General features: G+C 64.3%; 14 protein-coding genes. 5 read left to right on the top strand and 9 right to left on the bottom strand.

What is annotated here, in order from left to right; genetic code table 11:
- Positions 1-67: 67 nt before the first annotated feature.
- Entirely contained in the window at positions 68-1,852 is a 1,785-nt protein-coding gene (gene glmS / locus QOC76_RS24355; protein ID WP_526361276.1) for a glutamine--fructose-6-phosphate transaminase (isomerizing), read from the top strand.
- 43 nt (positions 1,853-1,895) lie between these two features.
- The gene (locus tag QOC76_RS24350) at positions 1,896-4,391 is read left to right on the top strand and encodes a bifunctional polysaccharide deacetylase/glycosyltransferase family 2 protein (RefSeq protein ID WP_526361254.1); all 2,496 of its coding nucleotides are present in this window, start codon (positions 1,896-1,898) and stop codon (positions 4,389-4,391) included.
- Here QOC76_RS24350 and QOC76_RS24345 read toward each other — a convergent pair.
- The 9 genes from QOC76_RS24345 to lmeA all read right to left on the bottom strand — a co-directional run bounded on the left by QOC76_RS24345 (position 4,273) and on the right by lmeA (position 9,919).
- The gene (locus tag QOC76_RS24345; protein WP_526361252.1) at positions 4,273-5,007 is read right to left on the bottom strand and encodes a chitinase; all 735 of its coding nucleotides are present in this window, start codon (positions 5,005-5,007) and stop codon (positions 4,273-4,275) included. The genes QOC76_RS24350 and QOC76_RS24345 overlap by 119 nt on opposite strands.
- Positions 5,008-5,689: 682 nt before the next feature.
- Positions 5,690-5,953: a hypothetical protein gene (locus tag QOC76_RS24340; protein WP_526361250.1), complete on the bottom strand. Its 264-nt coding sequence runs from the start codon at positions 5,951-5,953 to the stop codon at positions 5,690-5,692.
- Entirely contained in the window at positions 5,953-6,609 is a 657-nt protein-coding gene (locus tag QOC76_RS24335; RefSeq protein ID WP_526361248.1) for a nitrobindin family protein, read from the bottom strand. Before QOC76_RS24335 ends, QOC76_RS24340 begins: the two co-directional genes overlap by 1 nt.
- Before the next feature lie 205 nt (positions 6,610-6,814).
- The gene (locus QOC76_RS24330; protein WP_526261571.1) at positions 6,815-7,117 is read right to left on the bottom strand and encodes a DUF1416 domain-containing protein; all 303 of its coding nucleotides are present in this window, start codon (positions 7,115-7,117) and stop codon (positions 6,815-6,817) included.
- Position 7,118: 1 nt separating this feature from the next.
- On the bottom strand, positions 7,119-7,952 hold the full coding sequence (locus QOC76_RS24325) for a sulfurtransferase (RefSeq protein ID WP_526361246.1): 834 nt from the start codon (positions 7,950-7,952) through the stop codon (positions 7,119-7,121).
- 36 nt (positions 7,953-7,988) lie between these two features.
- A complete protein-coding gene (locus QOC76_RS24320; RefSeq protein ID WP_526361244.1) occupies positions 7,989-8,462 on the bottom strand; it encodes a DUF4395 family protein in 474 nt (157 codons plus the stop codon).
- Positions 8,463-8,556: 94 nt separating this feature from the next.
- On the bottom strand, positions 8,557-8,673 hold the full coding sequence (locus tag QOC76_RS24315; RefSeq protein WP_526361242.1) for a putative leader peptide: 117 nt from the start codon (positions 8,671-8,673) through the stop codon (positions 8,557-8,559).
- 5 nt (positions 8,674-8,678) lie between these two features.
- Complete coding sequence (locus QOC76_RS24310) at positions 8,679-9,107, bottom strand: thioredoxin family protein (RefSeq protein ID WP_526361240.1); 429 nt, start codon at positions 9,105-9,107, stop codon at positions 8,679-8,681.
- Positions 9,104-9,919 carry a mannan chain length control protein LmeA gene (gene lmeA, locus QOC76_RS24305; RefSeq protein WP_526361238.1) on the bottom strand — a complete coding sequence of 272 codons (816 nt, stop codon included), beginning with the start codon at positions 9,917-9,919 and terminating at the stop codon, positions 9,104-9,106. The genes QOC76_RS24310 and lmeA overlap by 4 nt, the downstream gene beginning before the upstream one ends.
- Positions 9,920-10,070: 151 nt before the next feature.
- Here lmeA and QOC76_RS24300 point away from each other — a divergent pair, with 151 nt between their 5' ends.
- The 3 genes from QOC76_RS24300 to pstS form a co-directional block, all read left to right on the top strand.
- The gene (locus QOC76_RS24300; protein ID WP_526361236.1) at positions 10,071-10,847 is read left to right on the top strand and encodes a winged helix-turn-helix transcriptional regulator; all 777 of its coding nucleotides are present in this window, start codon (positions 10,071-10,073) and stop codon (positions 10,845-10,847) included.
- Positions 10,844-11,764, top strand: coding sequence for a mycothiol synthase (gene mshD, locus QOC76_RS24295; RefSeq protein ID WP_526361234.1), 921 nt, complete (start codon positions 10,844-10,846; stop codon positions 11,762-11,764). Before QOC76_RS24300 ends, mshD begins: the two co-directional genes overlap by 4 nt.
- Before the next feature lie 132 nt (positions 11,765-11,896).
- Positions 11,897-12,862 (top strand): phosphate ABC transporter substrate-binding protein PstS (gene pstS, locus QOC76_RS24290; RefSeq protein ID WP_526361232.1); only part of this gene is annotated, 966 nt, incomplete at its 3' end.

Here is a 12,862-nt window from a genome sequence, read left to right as displayed (position 1 = left end):
GACGGCCTTTTGGGGACCAAATGCCCGCATGGAGAGCGACACCACACTTGGGACTGGAGGTCGGATGATGTGCGGCATCATCGCTTGCCGGACCGGCGCGCCCGCCGTCGACTACCTGCTGACGGCGCTGCGCCGGCTCGAGTACCGCGGATACGACTCGGTCGGTATCGCTGTTCGAACGACGAGCGGGGACGTCGCGCGGCTACGAAGCATCGAACGCATCGGGGCTTTAGAGCGGCAGGTGCGCGATTGGGCAGGGCCTGATTTCGCCGGGGTCGGTATCGGTCACACCCGGTGGGCAACCCACGGTTCGGTCACCGAGACCAACGCGCATCCGCACAACGACTGTACGGGGCGAATAAGCCTCGCGCACAACGGAACCGTGGAGAATGCCCTTCAATTACGGACGTCCCTCGCGGGAGCTGGTCACACATTCGCATCGTCCGTCGACAGCGAAGTGCTCGCCCACCTGATTGAGGATCAACTCGAACTCTGCGGCGATCTGCTTCGTGCATCGCAGACAGCTCTGGCTGCTGTCGAAGGCTCGTGGGGGCTCGCTGTCCTGGAGCAATCGACCGGCCGCGTAGTCGTTGCCGCTCAACACTCGCCGTTGCTGATCGCGCGCACCGAGCAAGGTGACTTCGCGGCCAGCGACATCGCAGCCATAGCGGAGTGGGCCGACGAATTCCGGGTCCTCGAGGACGGCGAAGTCATCGAGCTGAGCAGTCCCGACTTGCCCAACCATGACGGCGGCCATGAGGTAACGACCATGCCTCCGTATAGTTGGCGGGGCATCGACACCGAACTGAATGGCCACTGCGACTACATGGCCAAAGAAATCGACGAGCAGCCCGCCGCCGCGGCCCGGGTACTCGACGAATTCGGCGACGGTGTCGCCAACGGCACTCTTTGGGCCAATCTCGGATTGGCACCATTCGACCGCGTCCAAGTGGTCGGCTGCGGAACATCGCTCAACGCAGGGCGGGTAATCGGCAACGTAGTCCAGAGCATCGGCGGCCTGCCGGTTAGGCACTGTGTCGCCAGCGAAGCCGCCACCGACATTCCGGAACCCCGGACGCTTTGCTTAGCGATAAGTCAGTCGGGTGAGACCGCAGATGTATTGCATGCACTCGCATTCCGCATGGCGCAGAAGTCCGCCGTACTCGCCCTGACCAACAACGCACATTCCAGCGTGGCCCGCCGAGCGGACGCCTTGATACCCTGCGTCGCCGGTCCCGAGATCAGCGTGGCGGCGACCAAAACCTTCGTGTGCCAGATTATTGCCGGTGTCGCGGTGATGATTTCGGCGCTCGTTGCCACATGCAGGATCTCGGCGGCAGAGGCCGCACGTCTCGCCGACGAACTTCGACGAATTCCGGATCAGCTCGCCGCAGCGGGAGCGGTCGCCAAGACCGTGATACCGCCGCTCGTTGAAGAACTAACGGAAGCAAGCGGTTTCATCTTCATTGCAAGGGGCTCCGGGCTGCCGTACGCCGCCGAGGGTGCGCTCAAGCTAAAGGAGCTGAGCTACCGTTGGGCGGAAGATTACCCGGCGGGCGAGCTCAAGCACGGACCGCTTGCGCTGGTGGGCACTGAAACCCCCGTGGTCGTCATAGACAATACCGATCCGAAATTGGGCACCAACATCGCCGAAGTAGAAGCGCGCGGTGGCCGCATCATCCGGATCGGTCCGCCGGGTAGCACCGTTCCCGTCATAGGTTGCCCCCTCGCCCCATGGGGGCCTATCGAGAGCACCGTTCCGCTGCAGATCCTTGCGCGAACGCTCGCGCTCGCGCTGGGGCACGACGTCGATAAACCCCGCAACCTGGCCAAGTCCGTGACGGTGGAGTGACACGATGCGTTCGCGGTCCAATGGGGCGCCACGTCACCGCGCGATGGTCAACGACTTCGGGAAATCTCGATTCACCCTCGGGGGCAACCAGACAGTACTGAATCCCGCTCCGGGACCGGTGTTCTACGACCGGACGGGAAAGCGTCTGTACTATTTCATCGCCAGCGTACTTGTCATCGCGGTGGTCGTTGCGGTCCTACCGGTCAGGGTGAGCCCCATGGTGTTTGATCCGGTATGGCACGTTCCGATGAGCAATGACAGCGGGTATCCGCGGCGATTGCTTTCGACGGGGGATCCACAGCATGCTCCCGTACTCGGCGACGAGGACGTAGACGTCTTCAGTCGCGTAGTGCGGGTCGACCGCCAGAGCGACGACCCGAATCCGGGCGCTTCACGATGGCGCCTCGTTGATCCGTTCACTAACGAACTCTATCGAGTCGCCGACGACGACGACATGGCTCGAATCGGCAACAGTCCCTACGCGATAGACCATTTCGGCCGGCCGGCAGACCGCCAACTCGTGCTGACCTTCGACGATGGGCCCGATGCGAAATTCACTCCTCAAGTGCTCGACATCCTGTCGCGCGAGCACGTCCCGGCAACGTTTTTCTCGATCGGTTCGAACATCGTTCAGCACCCAGACATATTCAAGAGAATCATCCGCGAGGGCCATATGGCCGGCAACCACACCATGTACCACATCGATTTCGATGGACATGGCGATTTCCGGAATCGCGAGGAGCTCATCGCTACCGACCGGGTCATGCGTGCCACCACGGCATACGGCAGCAGGCTCTTTCGTATTCCAAAAGGGGATCCGGACCACAACCCGTTGGCGCTTTTGCAGGCGCAGCAACTCGGTTACTTTGCAGTCGATCAGGATGTCGACACGCTGGATTGGAAGGCTCCCGTCGGGACCGACATCGCCGTTCCTCCACTCGACGGGCGCGGCCACGTGATCCTTCTCCACGACGGCGGAGGGGCCGATCGGACCGCCACGATACGTCTGCTCGAAAAGCTCATCGCAGAAGCGAAGAGTCAGGGATACGCTTTCACGACACTGGCACCGCTCCTGCCCAAGCAATACTTGCCGATGCACGGTGTGCGAACGTATCCCGCCGATCAGGCCACCTTCCGCGCATTGCAATTGGTTCACCGGATTCCGAGCACCATCCTGGGATTTCTATTTTGGCTGGGAATGGGCTCGCTGACGATCATGTCATTCCTTTACTTGGTGTTGGCACTGATAAGTCAATATCGGCAGAACCGCTTGCGGTGGCCGGACTATCCTGATTCGAAATTACCGTTCGTGAGTGTGGTGTTAGCGGCATACAACGAAGAAAAAGTGATACGACGAACGCTGTGCGAACTCCGTAGAAGTGATTATCCGCGGACAAGGTTCGAAGTAATCGCAGTGGACGACGGATCCAAGGACAAAACGTTGTCTATCTTGCAAGAATACGCGAGCGAGTGGCCGCAGCTTCGCGTCGTCAACCAGGAAAACAGCGGAAAGTCATCCGCTATCAACAACGGGGTCAACCACGCTTGTAGTGCCTCGACCGTCATCGTGACAATGGACGCGGACACCCTCTTCAGAAAAGATACGATACGTATGCTGGCGCGGCACTTTGTGAGCAACAAACGAGGTGTCCGTATCGGAGCCGTCGCGGGACATGTAAAGGTTGGCAATCGCTGCAACATCCTGACCGCATGGCAAAGCCTGGAGTACATCTCAGGCATCTGCGTAACGCGGATGGCGGAGCGCGTACTCCATGCGATATCGATCGTTCCCGGCGCATGCTCTGCGTGGAGCCGTAAAGCGTTCGAAGACATCGGGGGATTCTGCGAGGACACGATGGCCGAGGATTGCGATGCGACGCTGGCTCTGCAACGGCGCGGCTACATGATCCTGCAGGAAAACAACGCCATAGCCGACACCGAAGCGCCGGAGACGATTCGTGCACTCGCGAAGCAACGAAAGCGTTGGACATACGGCAATATTCAGGCCCTGTGGAAACACCGGGCCATGCTGTTTCGGCCCCGATACGGCGTCCTGGGACTCGTGGCGCTGCCGTACGCCGCGCTATCCCTCCTGGTGCCACTCCTCTTCATGCCTTTGACCTTCGTCGCCGCAGGCATGAGTGTGGCCGCGGGCAACTGGCACAGCATTGCCTGGTATGCCGCCTTCGTAGCGGCGGTACACATGATCATTTCGCTCACCGCGGTCGTGATGGCTCGCGAGCGGCTCTGGCATCTGCTGGTCGTGCCGATATACCGCTTGATCTACGAGCCGTTGAGGGCGTACCTGCTTTACGCCTCGGCCTACCGCGCGATCAAGGGCACCATCGTGCAGTGGGACAAGCTGGAGCGCACCAACACCGTCCGCGTCCACCCTGACGGGGGTATTCCTTCGGCCCCACTCAACATTCCAGATTTCTACCCGGCGCCACCCCAAGCAACCTGCTCATCCGCAAATAGGCGTCCACCCGGCTCTGCACCTGCGATGGATTATTACCGTCGCACTCGAGCGCGCCATTGAACGCCCGGACGGTCTCACCGAACCCCATGTCGCGGACCATCGCATCATGTGGCGTGGCTGCAGCCGAAGCTGCCTGGGTGGTCCAGAACCACAGCGCCGTTCGCCACGCCAGCACCGGATCATGTTCGAGCAGCGCGGGATTCGCGAGTAGGTCGACACCAAGCGCGTCACCCGCGTCGCGATAGTTGTAGTTCCAGCTCAGCTGCGCCGGACCACGGCCGAAATAAGCGTCCTTGCCTGCCGGACAACCAAAGGACATCTCCGCGTCACAGTAGGTACTGCGCATGTGGGCGTCTTCTTCGATCAATGTCAGGCCGCCTGTCTCGTGGTAGACGTTGCCGAAGAAAGCGGCCGCCTCGCGTTTGCGGGTGGTGTCGTCACCAGTCGCGGCGAAGGATGGATAGGAAGTCAGGGCCGCGACGAAGTCGTCGTAGCTGTAGAAGGGGTTGCGGTTGGGGAACGCCTTATCGAACTGCTCGCGACTGACGACGAACGCGGTCGTCGGCTCGGCGTCGGCAGGCGGGTACATCGGCTCGGCGGTCGTGACGCGGTGGAACACCAGCAGGACCAGCGCTGCCAGCAGGGCGACGATCGAGGCGATAGTGATCCGGGTCAAAAGAGTCCTCGCGCCCGACGGTGCGGAACCGTGGCGAAGCGGTCGGATCGGGACGAGGACCCGGTCGACACTTCGAACCGCATGATTATGTATAGCCCTATCTGCCTCCGGGCAATCGGGACACGGACAAGACGCGGTTCGCGGTGCAGAACTCGTTGCGTGGCAGTCGAACAAGCTGGTCATGGCGCAGTCGATACGCCGTCACGGTTGGCTGGCTCGCGCCACCCCGGCAAAGCGCGTCGACCCTGGCACCAACCGTGACGTGCCGCAGCCGTCGTCGGGGCTTGTCAGCCGACCGAGAAATAACTAGCAGCCCGGTCAGGGTCAGTGGTAATTTCGGCCGTACACAGGGAAGGAGGTGGTCCGAGAAATTGATTGACTTATGGACATGTGAGGTGGCTGCGAGCTAGCAGCGCCGGGGAAGTCACCTGCGCGCGCTGGCGAATTCCCCGCAGTCACCCGGCCCCCGAGCCCCTCGGTTTTGTCCGACCAGGAACAGCGGCTCGGGGGCCGACCCATATCCAGGGCCGGATCACGTTCTGGATCTCGGCGTCCCTTCATGAGAATCTCCGGCGACACAGTCCTGCATCTCCTCGGCCGCCGACGCGCTTCAAGACGACGGCACGTTGACCACCCCGCAGACCAAGTGACCCGCCGAGGCGGGAAAGGCTTCTCTCTTCCGCTAGCCGGCATCCGGGCCGGGCGCCAGCGACGCACAGGCCTGCGTGGCCATGTGCCAAGTGGCCTCGTCGGTGCCGGGCGGAGGACCCGCGACCGGCCCGGGCGGAGCCGAAACGCCGTGGTCGTGAAGACAACTCGCATATGAACCATGCCCACTGGGCGCCGGCGACTGCGTCGACGACTCCTCGGACGGGGTTTCGTTCGACGAACACCCCGCGATGATGACCGCCGCGGCGAGCACCGCGGCCAACCGAACCCTGCGCATCAGCCGACGAACCTCGTCAGCCGGGCCGACAGATGCGGCACCAGGCCGCCGTCGGCGTCAACGCGCTCCTCCACGTAAGCCAAATCGCCCCCTTCGACAATGCCGTACAACCGCTTCGCGCCACCGACCAGCATCCCGGACTTGCTGCGCGCCAGAGCGTCGGTGACCAGTTCCCACGAGGATTGACTGCGCGGCTGGCCGTAGAACAGCTCGACATAGCCCGCGGAGTGCGCCAGCAGCAGTTCGATCGCCTGCGATTCGGCCGGATCGTTCGGATCGTCGACGAACCGCCAGTAGCCCGATTCCCGCAGGCCGGGCCGTTCGTATTCGCCCGACTCGGTCAGCCGCCACGACCGCGCTTCCCAGATCAGGTAGTCGCCGCCGTCGTGGGCCACCACGATCTGCTGGCCGAACCGATAGTCGCCCTTGGCTGCTCGGCCCTCGCCCTCGCCGCGCCACACCCCGACCAGCGGCAGCAGAGCAAGCAGCGCATCGTTCAGGTTCGCGCCTTCGCGCAGGTTCGCGGTGTCGGCGGGGGCAGGCAGGTCGGAGAACACCGGGATGTTTCGCGCGGCCGTCACCTTGGCCCGCTCGGCGGCGGCCGCAACCGCCCGGTCGCCCGAACCACCGGCGACGGAGCCTTCGTCCGAAGTCACGATTCGTCGGTAATGAGTCGATACAGCGCATAGAGCGCGAACCAAGTGATGACCACGACGGTCGCCACAAGCAGGAGTTCGTAGATCAACACCACGGCAGCGAGTCTAGTCCGCGACCGTCGGCTCGTACCTGCGCCGCCTTCGTCGTCAGGCGAGGTTCGATTGCCCGACTCCTCGTCGGCTCGTACCTGCGCCGCCTTCGTCGTCAGGCGACCTTGACGTCGACCTCGTGGATCCCTGCGCCCGACGGTGCGACGCTCGCGTCGCCGTTGCCCGCGGGGGACAGCGCACGCAGCGTCCACGTGCCGGGTGCGGCGAAGAACCGGAAGTCACCGGTGGCCGACGCGACGACCTCGGCGGTGAACTCGTCAGACGAGTCCAGCAGCCGCACGAACGCGCCTCCGACGGTCTGACCGGAGCCGTCGACGACGCGACCGGTGATCACCGTTTCCTTTTCCAGGTCAACGCCGGCCGGCAGCGTCTGTCCTTGCTTCGGTGCAGAGCACATATCAACTTCCCAACTCAATCGGGGCCCCCACCAGGGAGCCGTATTCCGTCCAACTGCCGTCGTAATTCTTGACGTTCTTGTGGCCGAGGATCTCCTGCAGCACGAACCAGGTGTGCGACGAGCGCTCACCGATGCGGCAGTAGGCGATGGTTTCCTTCTCGCCGTCCAGTCCGGCCTCGGCGTACAGCGTGGCCAGGTCGTCATCGGACTTGAAGGTGCCGTCCTCGTTGGCTGCCTTGCTCCACGGAACGTTGATGGCGCTGGGGATGTGGCCCGGCCGCTGGCTCTGTTCCTGCGGCAGATGCGCTGGGGCGAGGATCTTGCCCGAGAACTCGTCGGGCGAACGCACGTCGACGAGGTTCTTGTCGCCGATGGCCTTGATGACCTCGTCGCGGAATGCGCGGATGCTGTTGTCGGGCTGCTTGGCGGTGTAGCTGGTCGCCGCGCGGTTCACCGCATCGGTGGAAAGCGACTTGCCGTCGAGCTCCCACTTCTTGCGACCACCGTCGAGAAGCTTGACCTGGTCGTGGCCGTAGAGCTTGAAGTACCAGTACGCGTATGCGGCGAACCAGTTGTTGTTGCCGCCATACAGGATCACGGTGTCGTCGTTTGCGATGCCGCGGTCGGACAACAGCTTCGAGAACTGCTGTGCGTCAACGAAATCGCGCTTGACCGGATCTTGCAGGTCGGTCTTCCAGTCCAGCTTTACGGCGCCTGCGATGTGTCCGCCGTCGTAGGCGGAGGTGTCTTCGTCTACCTCGACGAAGACGGTGTTCGACGCGTCGAGATTGCTCTCGGCCCAGTCGGCTGAGACCAGGACGTCGGAGCGAGCCATGGCGAAAATCCTTTCGGTTGCTTGATATTGGAGGTCTTACGCGGGGGCGGCGGAGCGACGGAGCCGCGCCACCAGGGGGTAGAGCTGACAGCCGAGACAGATGGCGAAGGCCGCGTTGAGGAACGCGGCGACCAAGGCGAAGCCGGTGGCGATCAACCCGAGCGTGCCGAGCCCCGCCGCAAACCCGGCGCTGCCGACAACGGCGAAGACGAATCCGACCAGCTGGGCGAACTTCAGCGGCGGCACCGGCTCCTTCTCCGTGACAGGTGCGAGCCGGGGCGCAACGAGCTTCGCGAAGATGAGCCCATAGGGATGTTTCCGCGGCCCGCCGACCGCACCGATCGCGAAGATCGCAGCCTGCACGCCGAGGATCACTGCGGCGGCGACGAGGCTGATGCTGGAGACGATCAGCGTGATCACCAGCACCGCCGTCGTGACCCATGCGGCGAAGCGGGGTCCCCGAACGTCGACTTGGTCGACCGGTGCATTGGTCTTGGTGGGCGATCCCATCGAAGTCACACTCCTGTGTTGCGTTGGTAGGGCTGGGTGCGAGCAGGCCTCATCGGACTGCTCAGAGCGAGCGCGCTAGGTCGCGCGTCTGCGCTCAGCAGCTACGACAACAACAACAGGAACCCGCGACGCGGCACAGATCTACTGCGCGGCGCTTGGTGAGCAACACCAACAGGCGGGCGGACACGCCGGCCAGCTTACCCAATGACATGGTGATCAAGCCAACAGCGGGTCGAGCGCGGACCGCAGGTCAGCGGCGGTCGGAACGCCGGCGGCCCGGTATCGCTGCCGGCCGTCCGCGTCGAAGATGAAGGTCGTAGGCAAGGACAGCACCGAAAGGCGCCGGGCCGCGTCGGGATTGGCGTCCATGTCGATCTCCACATGTGCCACCTGGGGCAGCTCCTTGCACACCTCGTCGACGACCCGCCGAACCCCGGCACACGGTCCGCACCATGCCGCGCTGAAATGCACGACGGTCGGCCCGGTGCCGGACAAGCCCAGGTCGGAGGTGTCGACGACCGTTGAGCCGGCTGACACTGCGGTGTCCTTCAGCCCGGCACGCAGGGCGATCAACCTGTTGATCACATAGGCCGCCCCGAACGCCGCGATGAGCACGGCGATGACCGCGACAACTGAAGTGCTCATGACTGTGTGAACTCATCCAGCGTGATGGTTACTCCCTCGGCGATGCCCTCGACGATAACGTCGGATCCGCGGGCGCCTTCGGTGGTCGGAGCGATACCGAAGGGCAACTTCAGCCCGGGCAGGGTGGTGGTGAACGCGGCGAGCACGGCAGGCGTCTTGTCCTCGGGCACCTGCTGGTCCGCGGTGCCCGCCCCGGTGAGCACGCCCGTCGCGGTGAATACGAGCGTCGTCTGATCCGGGCCCGCGACGGAGAGGTCCACCGAGACGCTGACCCTCTTGTCGAAGCCGGCCGCGGTGGGCGTGCCGGTGAAGACCAGCCCTTTGTTGCCCGAGATGCCTGATTCCGTCGTGCCGCCGGTGGCGTTGTTGGCTTCCTTGAGCGGCGTCTCCACCAGCAGATCGGGGATGCCCATGAAGCGGCCCAGGTGGGTGGAGTCGATGATCGTGCGGCTCTCGACCTTGCCTACCGGTAGTTCGGTACTCGCATCGAGCAGCCAGGAATCCTTCGGGACGCCGATCGAATACAGGGTGGCCTCATAGGACACCTTGCCCGCAACCGGGTGATCCACGCCATTCGCACGGATCTCGATCTGGTCGTAGTGCCGGTCTCTGGCCTGGGTGATGAACGGAAAGCCGATGATGCCCACCCATGGGTCGAATGTCAGCTTCGCTTCGTCGCGAACCGCTCTGGCCAGGCGATATTCGGCGTAGATGGCCGCCCCGAAGTCGACGCCTACCGCCGCGACCACGACCGCGGTCACAGCGGATATCGCCCCGATCACCAGCTTGCGCACCCGGACATTCTGGCCCACCGGAGCAAGGCCACCCTGCTCGGCGCGGCTAATCGGCAGGTATCGGGTTATCGTTAGTCCACCGGTAACGCCCAGATGTCCACTACGAATCTGCGAGGTATCCACAGACAGCGATGTCCGTCAATATCTGCCCGGCACGCTGGAGGGCCCGTTGGATCTACTGCTGTTAACCGCAGACCCGCATCCTGAGTCGGTGCTGCCCTCATTGTCGCTGCTCGCTCATAACGTGCGCACAGCGCCCACCGAGGTGGCCTCGTTGCTGGAGGCCGGCAGCGCAGACGTCGCGATCGTCGACGCGCGCACGGACCTGGCGGCCGCCCGCGGACTGTGCCGGCTGCTCGGTACGACCGGCACTTCGGCTCCCGTTGTCGCTGTCGTCAACGAGGGTGGCCTGGTAGCGGTCAACATGGAATGGGGGCTCGACGAGATTCTGCTGCCGAGCACCGGCCCCGCCGAGATCGACGCACGGCTGCGCCTCCTCGTGGGCCGCCGCGGCGGTGCCGCGAGCCAGGAGAACGCAGGCAAGGTCAGTCTGGGCGAGCTCGTCATCGACGAAGGCACGTACACGGCTCGGCTGCGCGGCCGGCCGCTTGACCTCACGTACAAGGAATTCGAACTGCTGAAGTATCTGGCCCAGCACGCCGGCCGGGTGTTCACCCGCGCGCAACTTCTGCAAGAGGTGTGGGGCTACGACTTCTTCGGCGGCACCCGCACAGTCGACGTCCACGTCCGTCGGCTGCGCGCCAAGCTCGGCACCGAATACGAATCGCTCATCGGCACTGTGCGCAATGTCGGATACAAGGCGGTGCGTCCGGCCAGGGGACGCCCAACCGCTGCCGGTTCCGATGCACCCGATGACCTCGACGACGCGTACGACGCCCCCGTCGGGCTGCCGGATGAGCTGGCTGATCCACTGCGCACTCAGTGACGCCGTTGTCCTGGCGCACCGACCTCAGCGACGAGGACCAGCGCGCCATCCGGGCGCTGATCGCCGAGGCGAAGAAGGAAGACGGCATCGCCCCGGTCGGCGACCAAGTGCTGCGCGAGCTTTCCCAGCACCGCAGCCGGCACCTGCTCGCGCTCGACGGTGAAACAGTCGCGGGCTACCTCGATCTGGCACCGGCAACCGATGACGCCCCGCCGATGGCCGAACTCGTCGTCCATCCGCAGTGGCGCAGGCGCGGCATCGGATCAGCGATGGCCCGCACGGCCTTGGCCGACGGCGGCAGCGGTACCCGCATCTGGGCGCATGGCAACCTGCCGCCCGCACGGGCCACCGCGAAGGCGCTCGGGCTGACCGCCGTTCGTGAACTGCTGCAGATGCGCAGGCCGTTGCCGGGAGCAGGTTGGCCCGCGACATCAAACTCAGCTCTGCCGCCATTGAAAATCCCGGCAGGGGTGCGGATCGACACCTACCGCGGCCCGGACGACGACGCCGAACTGCTGCGCGTCAACAACGCCGCATTCGCCTGGCACCCCGAGCAAGGCGGCTGGACGACCGCCGACGTCGCCGAGCGCCGTGGCGAGCCCTGGTTCGATGCCGAGGGCTTGTTCATGGCGTTCGACGAGGAGACCGGTGCGCTGCTCGGTTTCCACTGGACGAAGGTGCACAACGAGGGTCTCGGCGAGGTGTATGTGGTGGGTGTCGACCCGGCCGCGCAGGGCCGCGGCATCGGCGCGACCCTGACGCTGATCGGGCTGCACCATCTGGCGAAGCGGCTGTCAACAAACTCCCAGCCAACGGTGATCCTTTACGTCGAGGCAGATAACTCGGCGGCGGTGAACACCTATCGACGGCTGGGTTTCGAGGTGTCCGGCATCGACGTGGCCTACGCCACCGACTAGCCGTGCAAGCTGCAAATTAGCTGAACCTGTTCACCGTTGGTTCACCTTCCATCCGTCGGGTGTCCACTGGGGCCGCATACGTTGCCGGGGAGCCTGAAGCCGTCAAGTGTCCTGAAGTGAAAGTGGGTTTATGTGAAGCTCAACAGCATTGGCAAGACGTTCGGTACGACCCTCTCGGTCGCGGCGCTCACCGCGCTGACGCTGTCCGGGTGCGGCAGCGACAACAACGCCGGAACGAGCACCTCCTCTGCGTCCGGGACCGCCTCGTCATCAGCCGACTGCGGCGGCAAGAACTCACTCACCGCTGAGGGCTCGACGGCTCAGCAGAACGCGATCGCGGAGTTCAACAAGGTCTGGGGGCAGGTCTGCCCGGGCAAGACGCTGTCGTACAACCCGACCGGTTCGGGCGCGGGCGTCGATCAGTTCCTGGCCAAGCAGGTCGACTTCGCAGGCTCCGACTCGGCGCTGAGCGCCGAGCAGGGCCCGAAGGCCGCCGAGCGCTGTGCCGGCAACCCGGCGTGGAACCTTCCTTTGGTGTTCGGCCCGGTGGCGATGGCCTTCAACGTCGAGGGTGCCGACAAGCTCGTCGTCAACGGCGACGTGCTGGCCAAGATCTTCCAGGGTCAGATCACGAAGTGGAACGATCCGGCCATCGTCGCGCTGAACTCCGGCGCGACGCTGCCCGACGCGGACATCAAGCCGATATACCGCTCGGATTCCTCGGGCACCACCGACAACTTCCAGAAATATCTAGCCGCGGCCGCACCTGCGGCGTGGACCAAGGGTGCGGGCAAGGAGTTCCAGGGCGGCGCCGGCGAAGGCGCGCAGAAGTCGTCGGGTGTCGTCCAGGCGATCCAGGCCACGCCGGGTTCGATCGGCTACGTGGAGAAGGGTTTCGCGCAGCAGGCCGGCCTGAAGATGGCCGCGATCGACAACGGAGGCGGGCCCGTCGAGCTCACCGACGAGACCACTCAGAAGGCCGTCGACACCGCCAAGTTCAAGGCCGAAGGCATGGACCTGGCCCTCGACTTGAACGCGCTGTACGCGACCAAGGAAGCCGGTGTCTACCCGCTGATGCTGGCGACCTACGAGATCGTC

The organism is Mycobacterium sp. (assembly GCF_032159565.1).
Lineage (GTDB): Bacteria > Actinomycetota > Actinomycetes > Mycobacteriales > Mycobacteriaceae > Mycobacterium.
The sequence above is the reverse complement of the archived record's forward strand: the minus strand, read 5'-3'. Positions and strand labels throughout refer to the sequence as shown.

Bases quoted from the DNA above. Each gene is read 5' to 3' on its own strand.
- glmS (WP_526361276.1), top strand. From the start codon at position 68: ATGTGCGGCATCATCGCTTGCCGGACCGGCGCGCCCGCCGTCGACTAC.
- QOC76_RS24350 (WP_526361254.1), top strand. From the start codon at position 1,896: ATGGTCAACGACTTCGGGAAATCTCGATTCACCCTCGGGGGCAACCAG.
- QOC76_RS24340 (WP_526361250.1), bottom strand. From the start codon at position 5,953: ATGCGCAGGGTTCGGTTGGCCGCGGTGCTCGCCGCGGCGGTCATCATC.
- QOC76_RS24330 (WP_526261571.1), bottom strand. From the start codon at position 7,117: ATGTGCTCTGCACCGAAGCAAGGACAGACGCTGCCGGCCGGCGTTGAC.
- QOC76_RS24325 (WP_526361246.1), bottom strand. From the start codon at position 7,952: ATGGCTCGCTCCGACGTCCTGGTCTCAGCCGACTGGGCCGAGAGCAAT.
- QOC76_RS24320 (WP_526361244.1), bottom strand. From the start codon at position 8,462: ATGGGATCGCCCACCAAGACCAATGCACCGGTCGACCAAGTCGACGTT.
- QOC76_RS24315 (WP_526361242.1), bottom strand. From the start codon at position 8,673: ATGTCATTGGGTAAGCTGGCCGGCGTGTCCGCCCGCCTGTTGGTGTTG.
- QOC76_RS24310 (WP_526361240.1), bottom strand. From the start codon at position 9,107: ATGAGCACTTCAGTTGTCGCGGTCATCGCCGTGCTCATCGCGGCGTTC.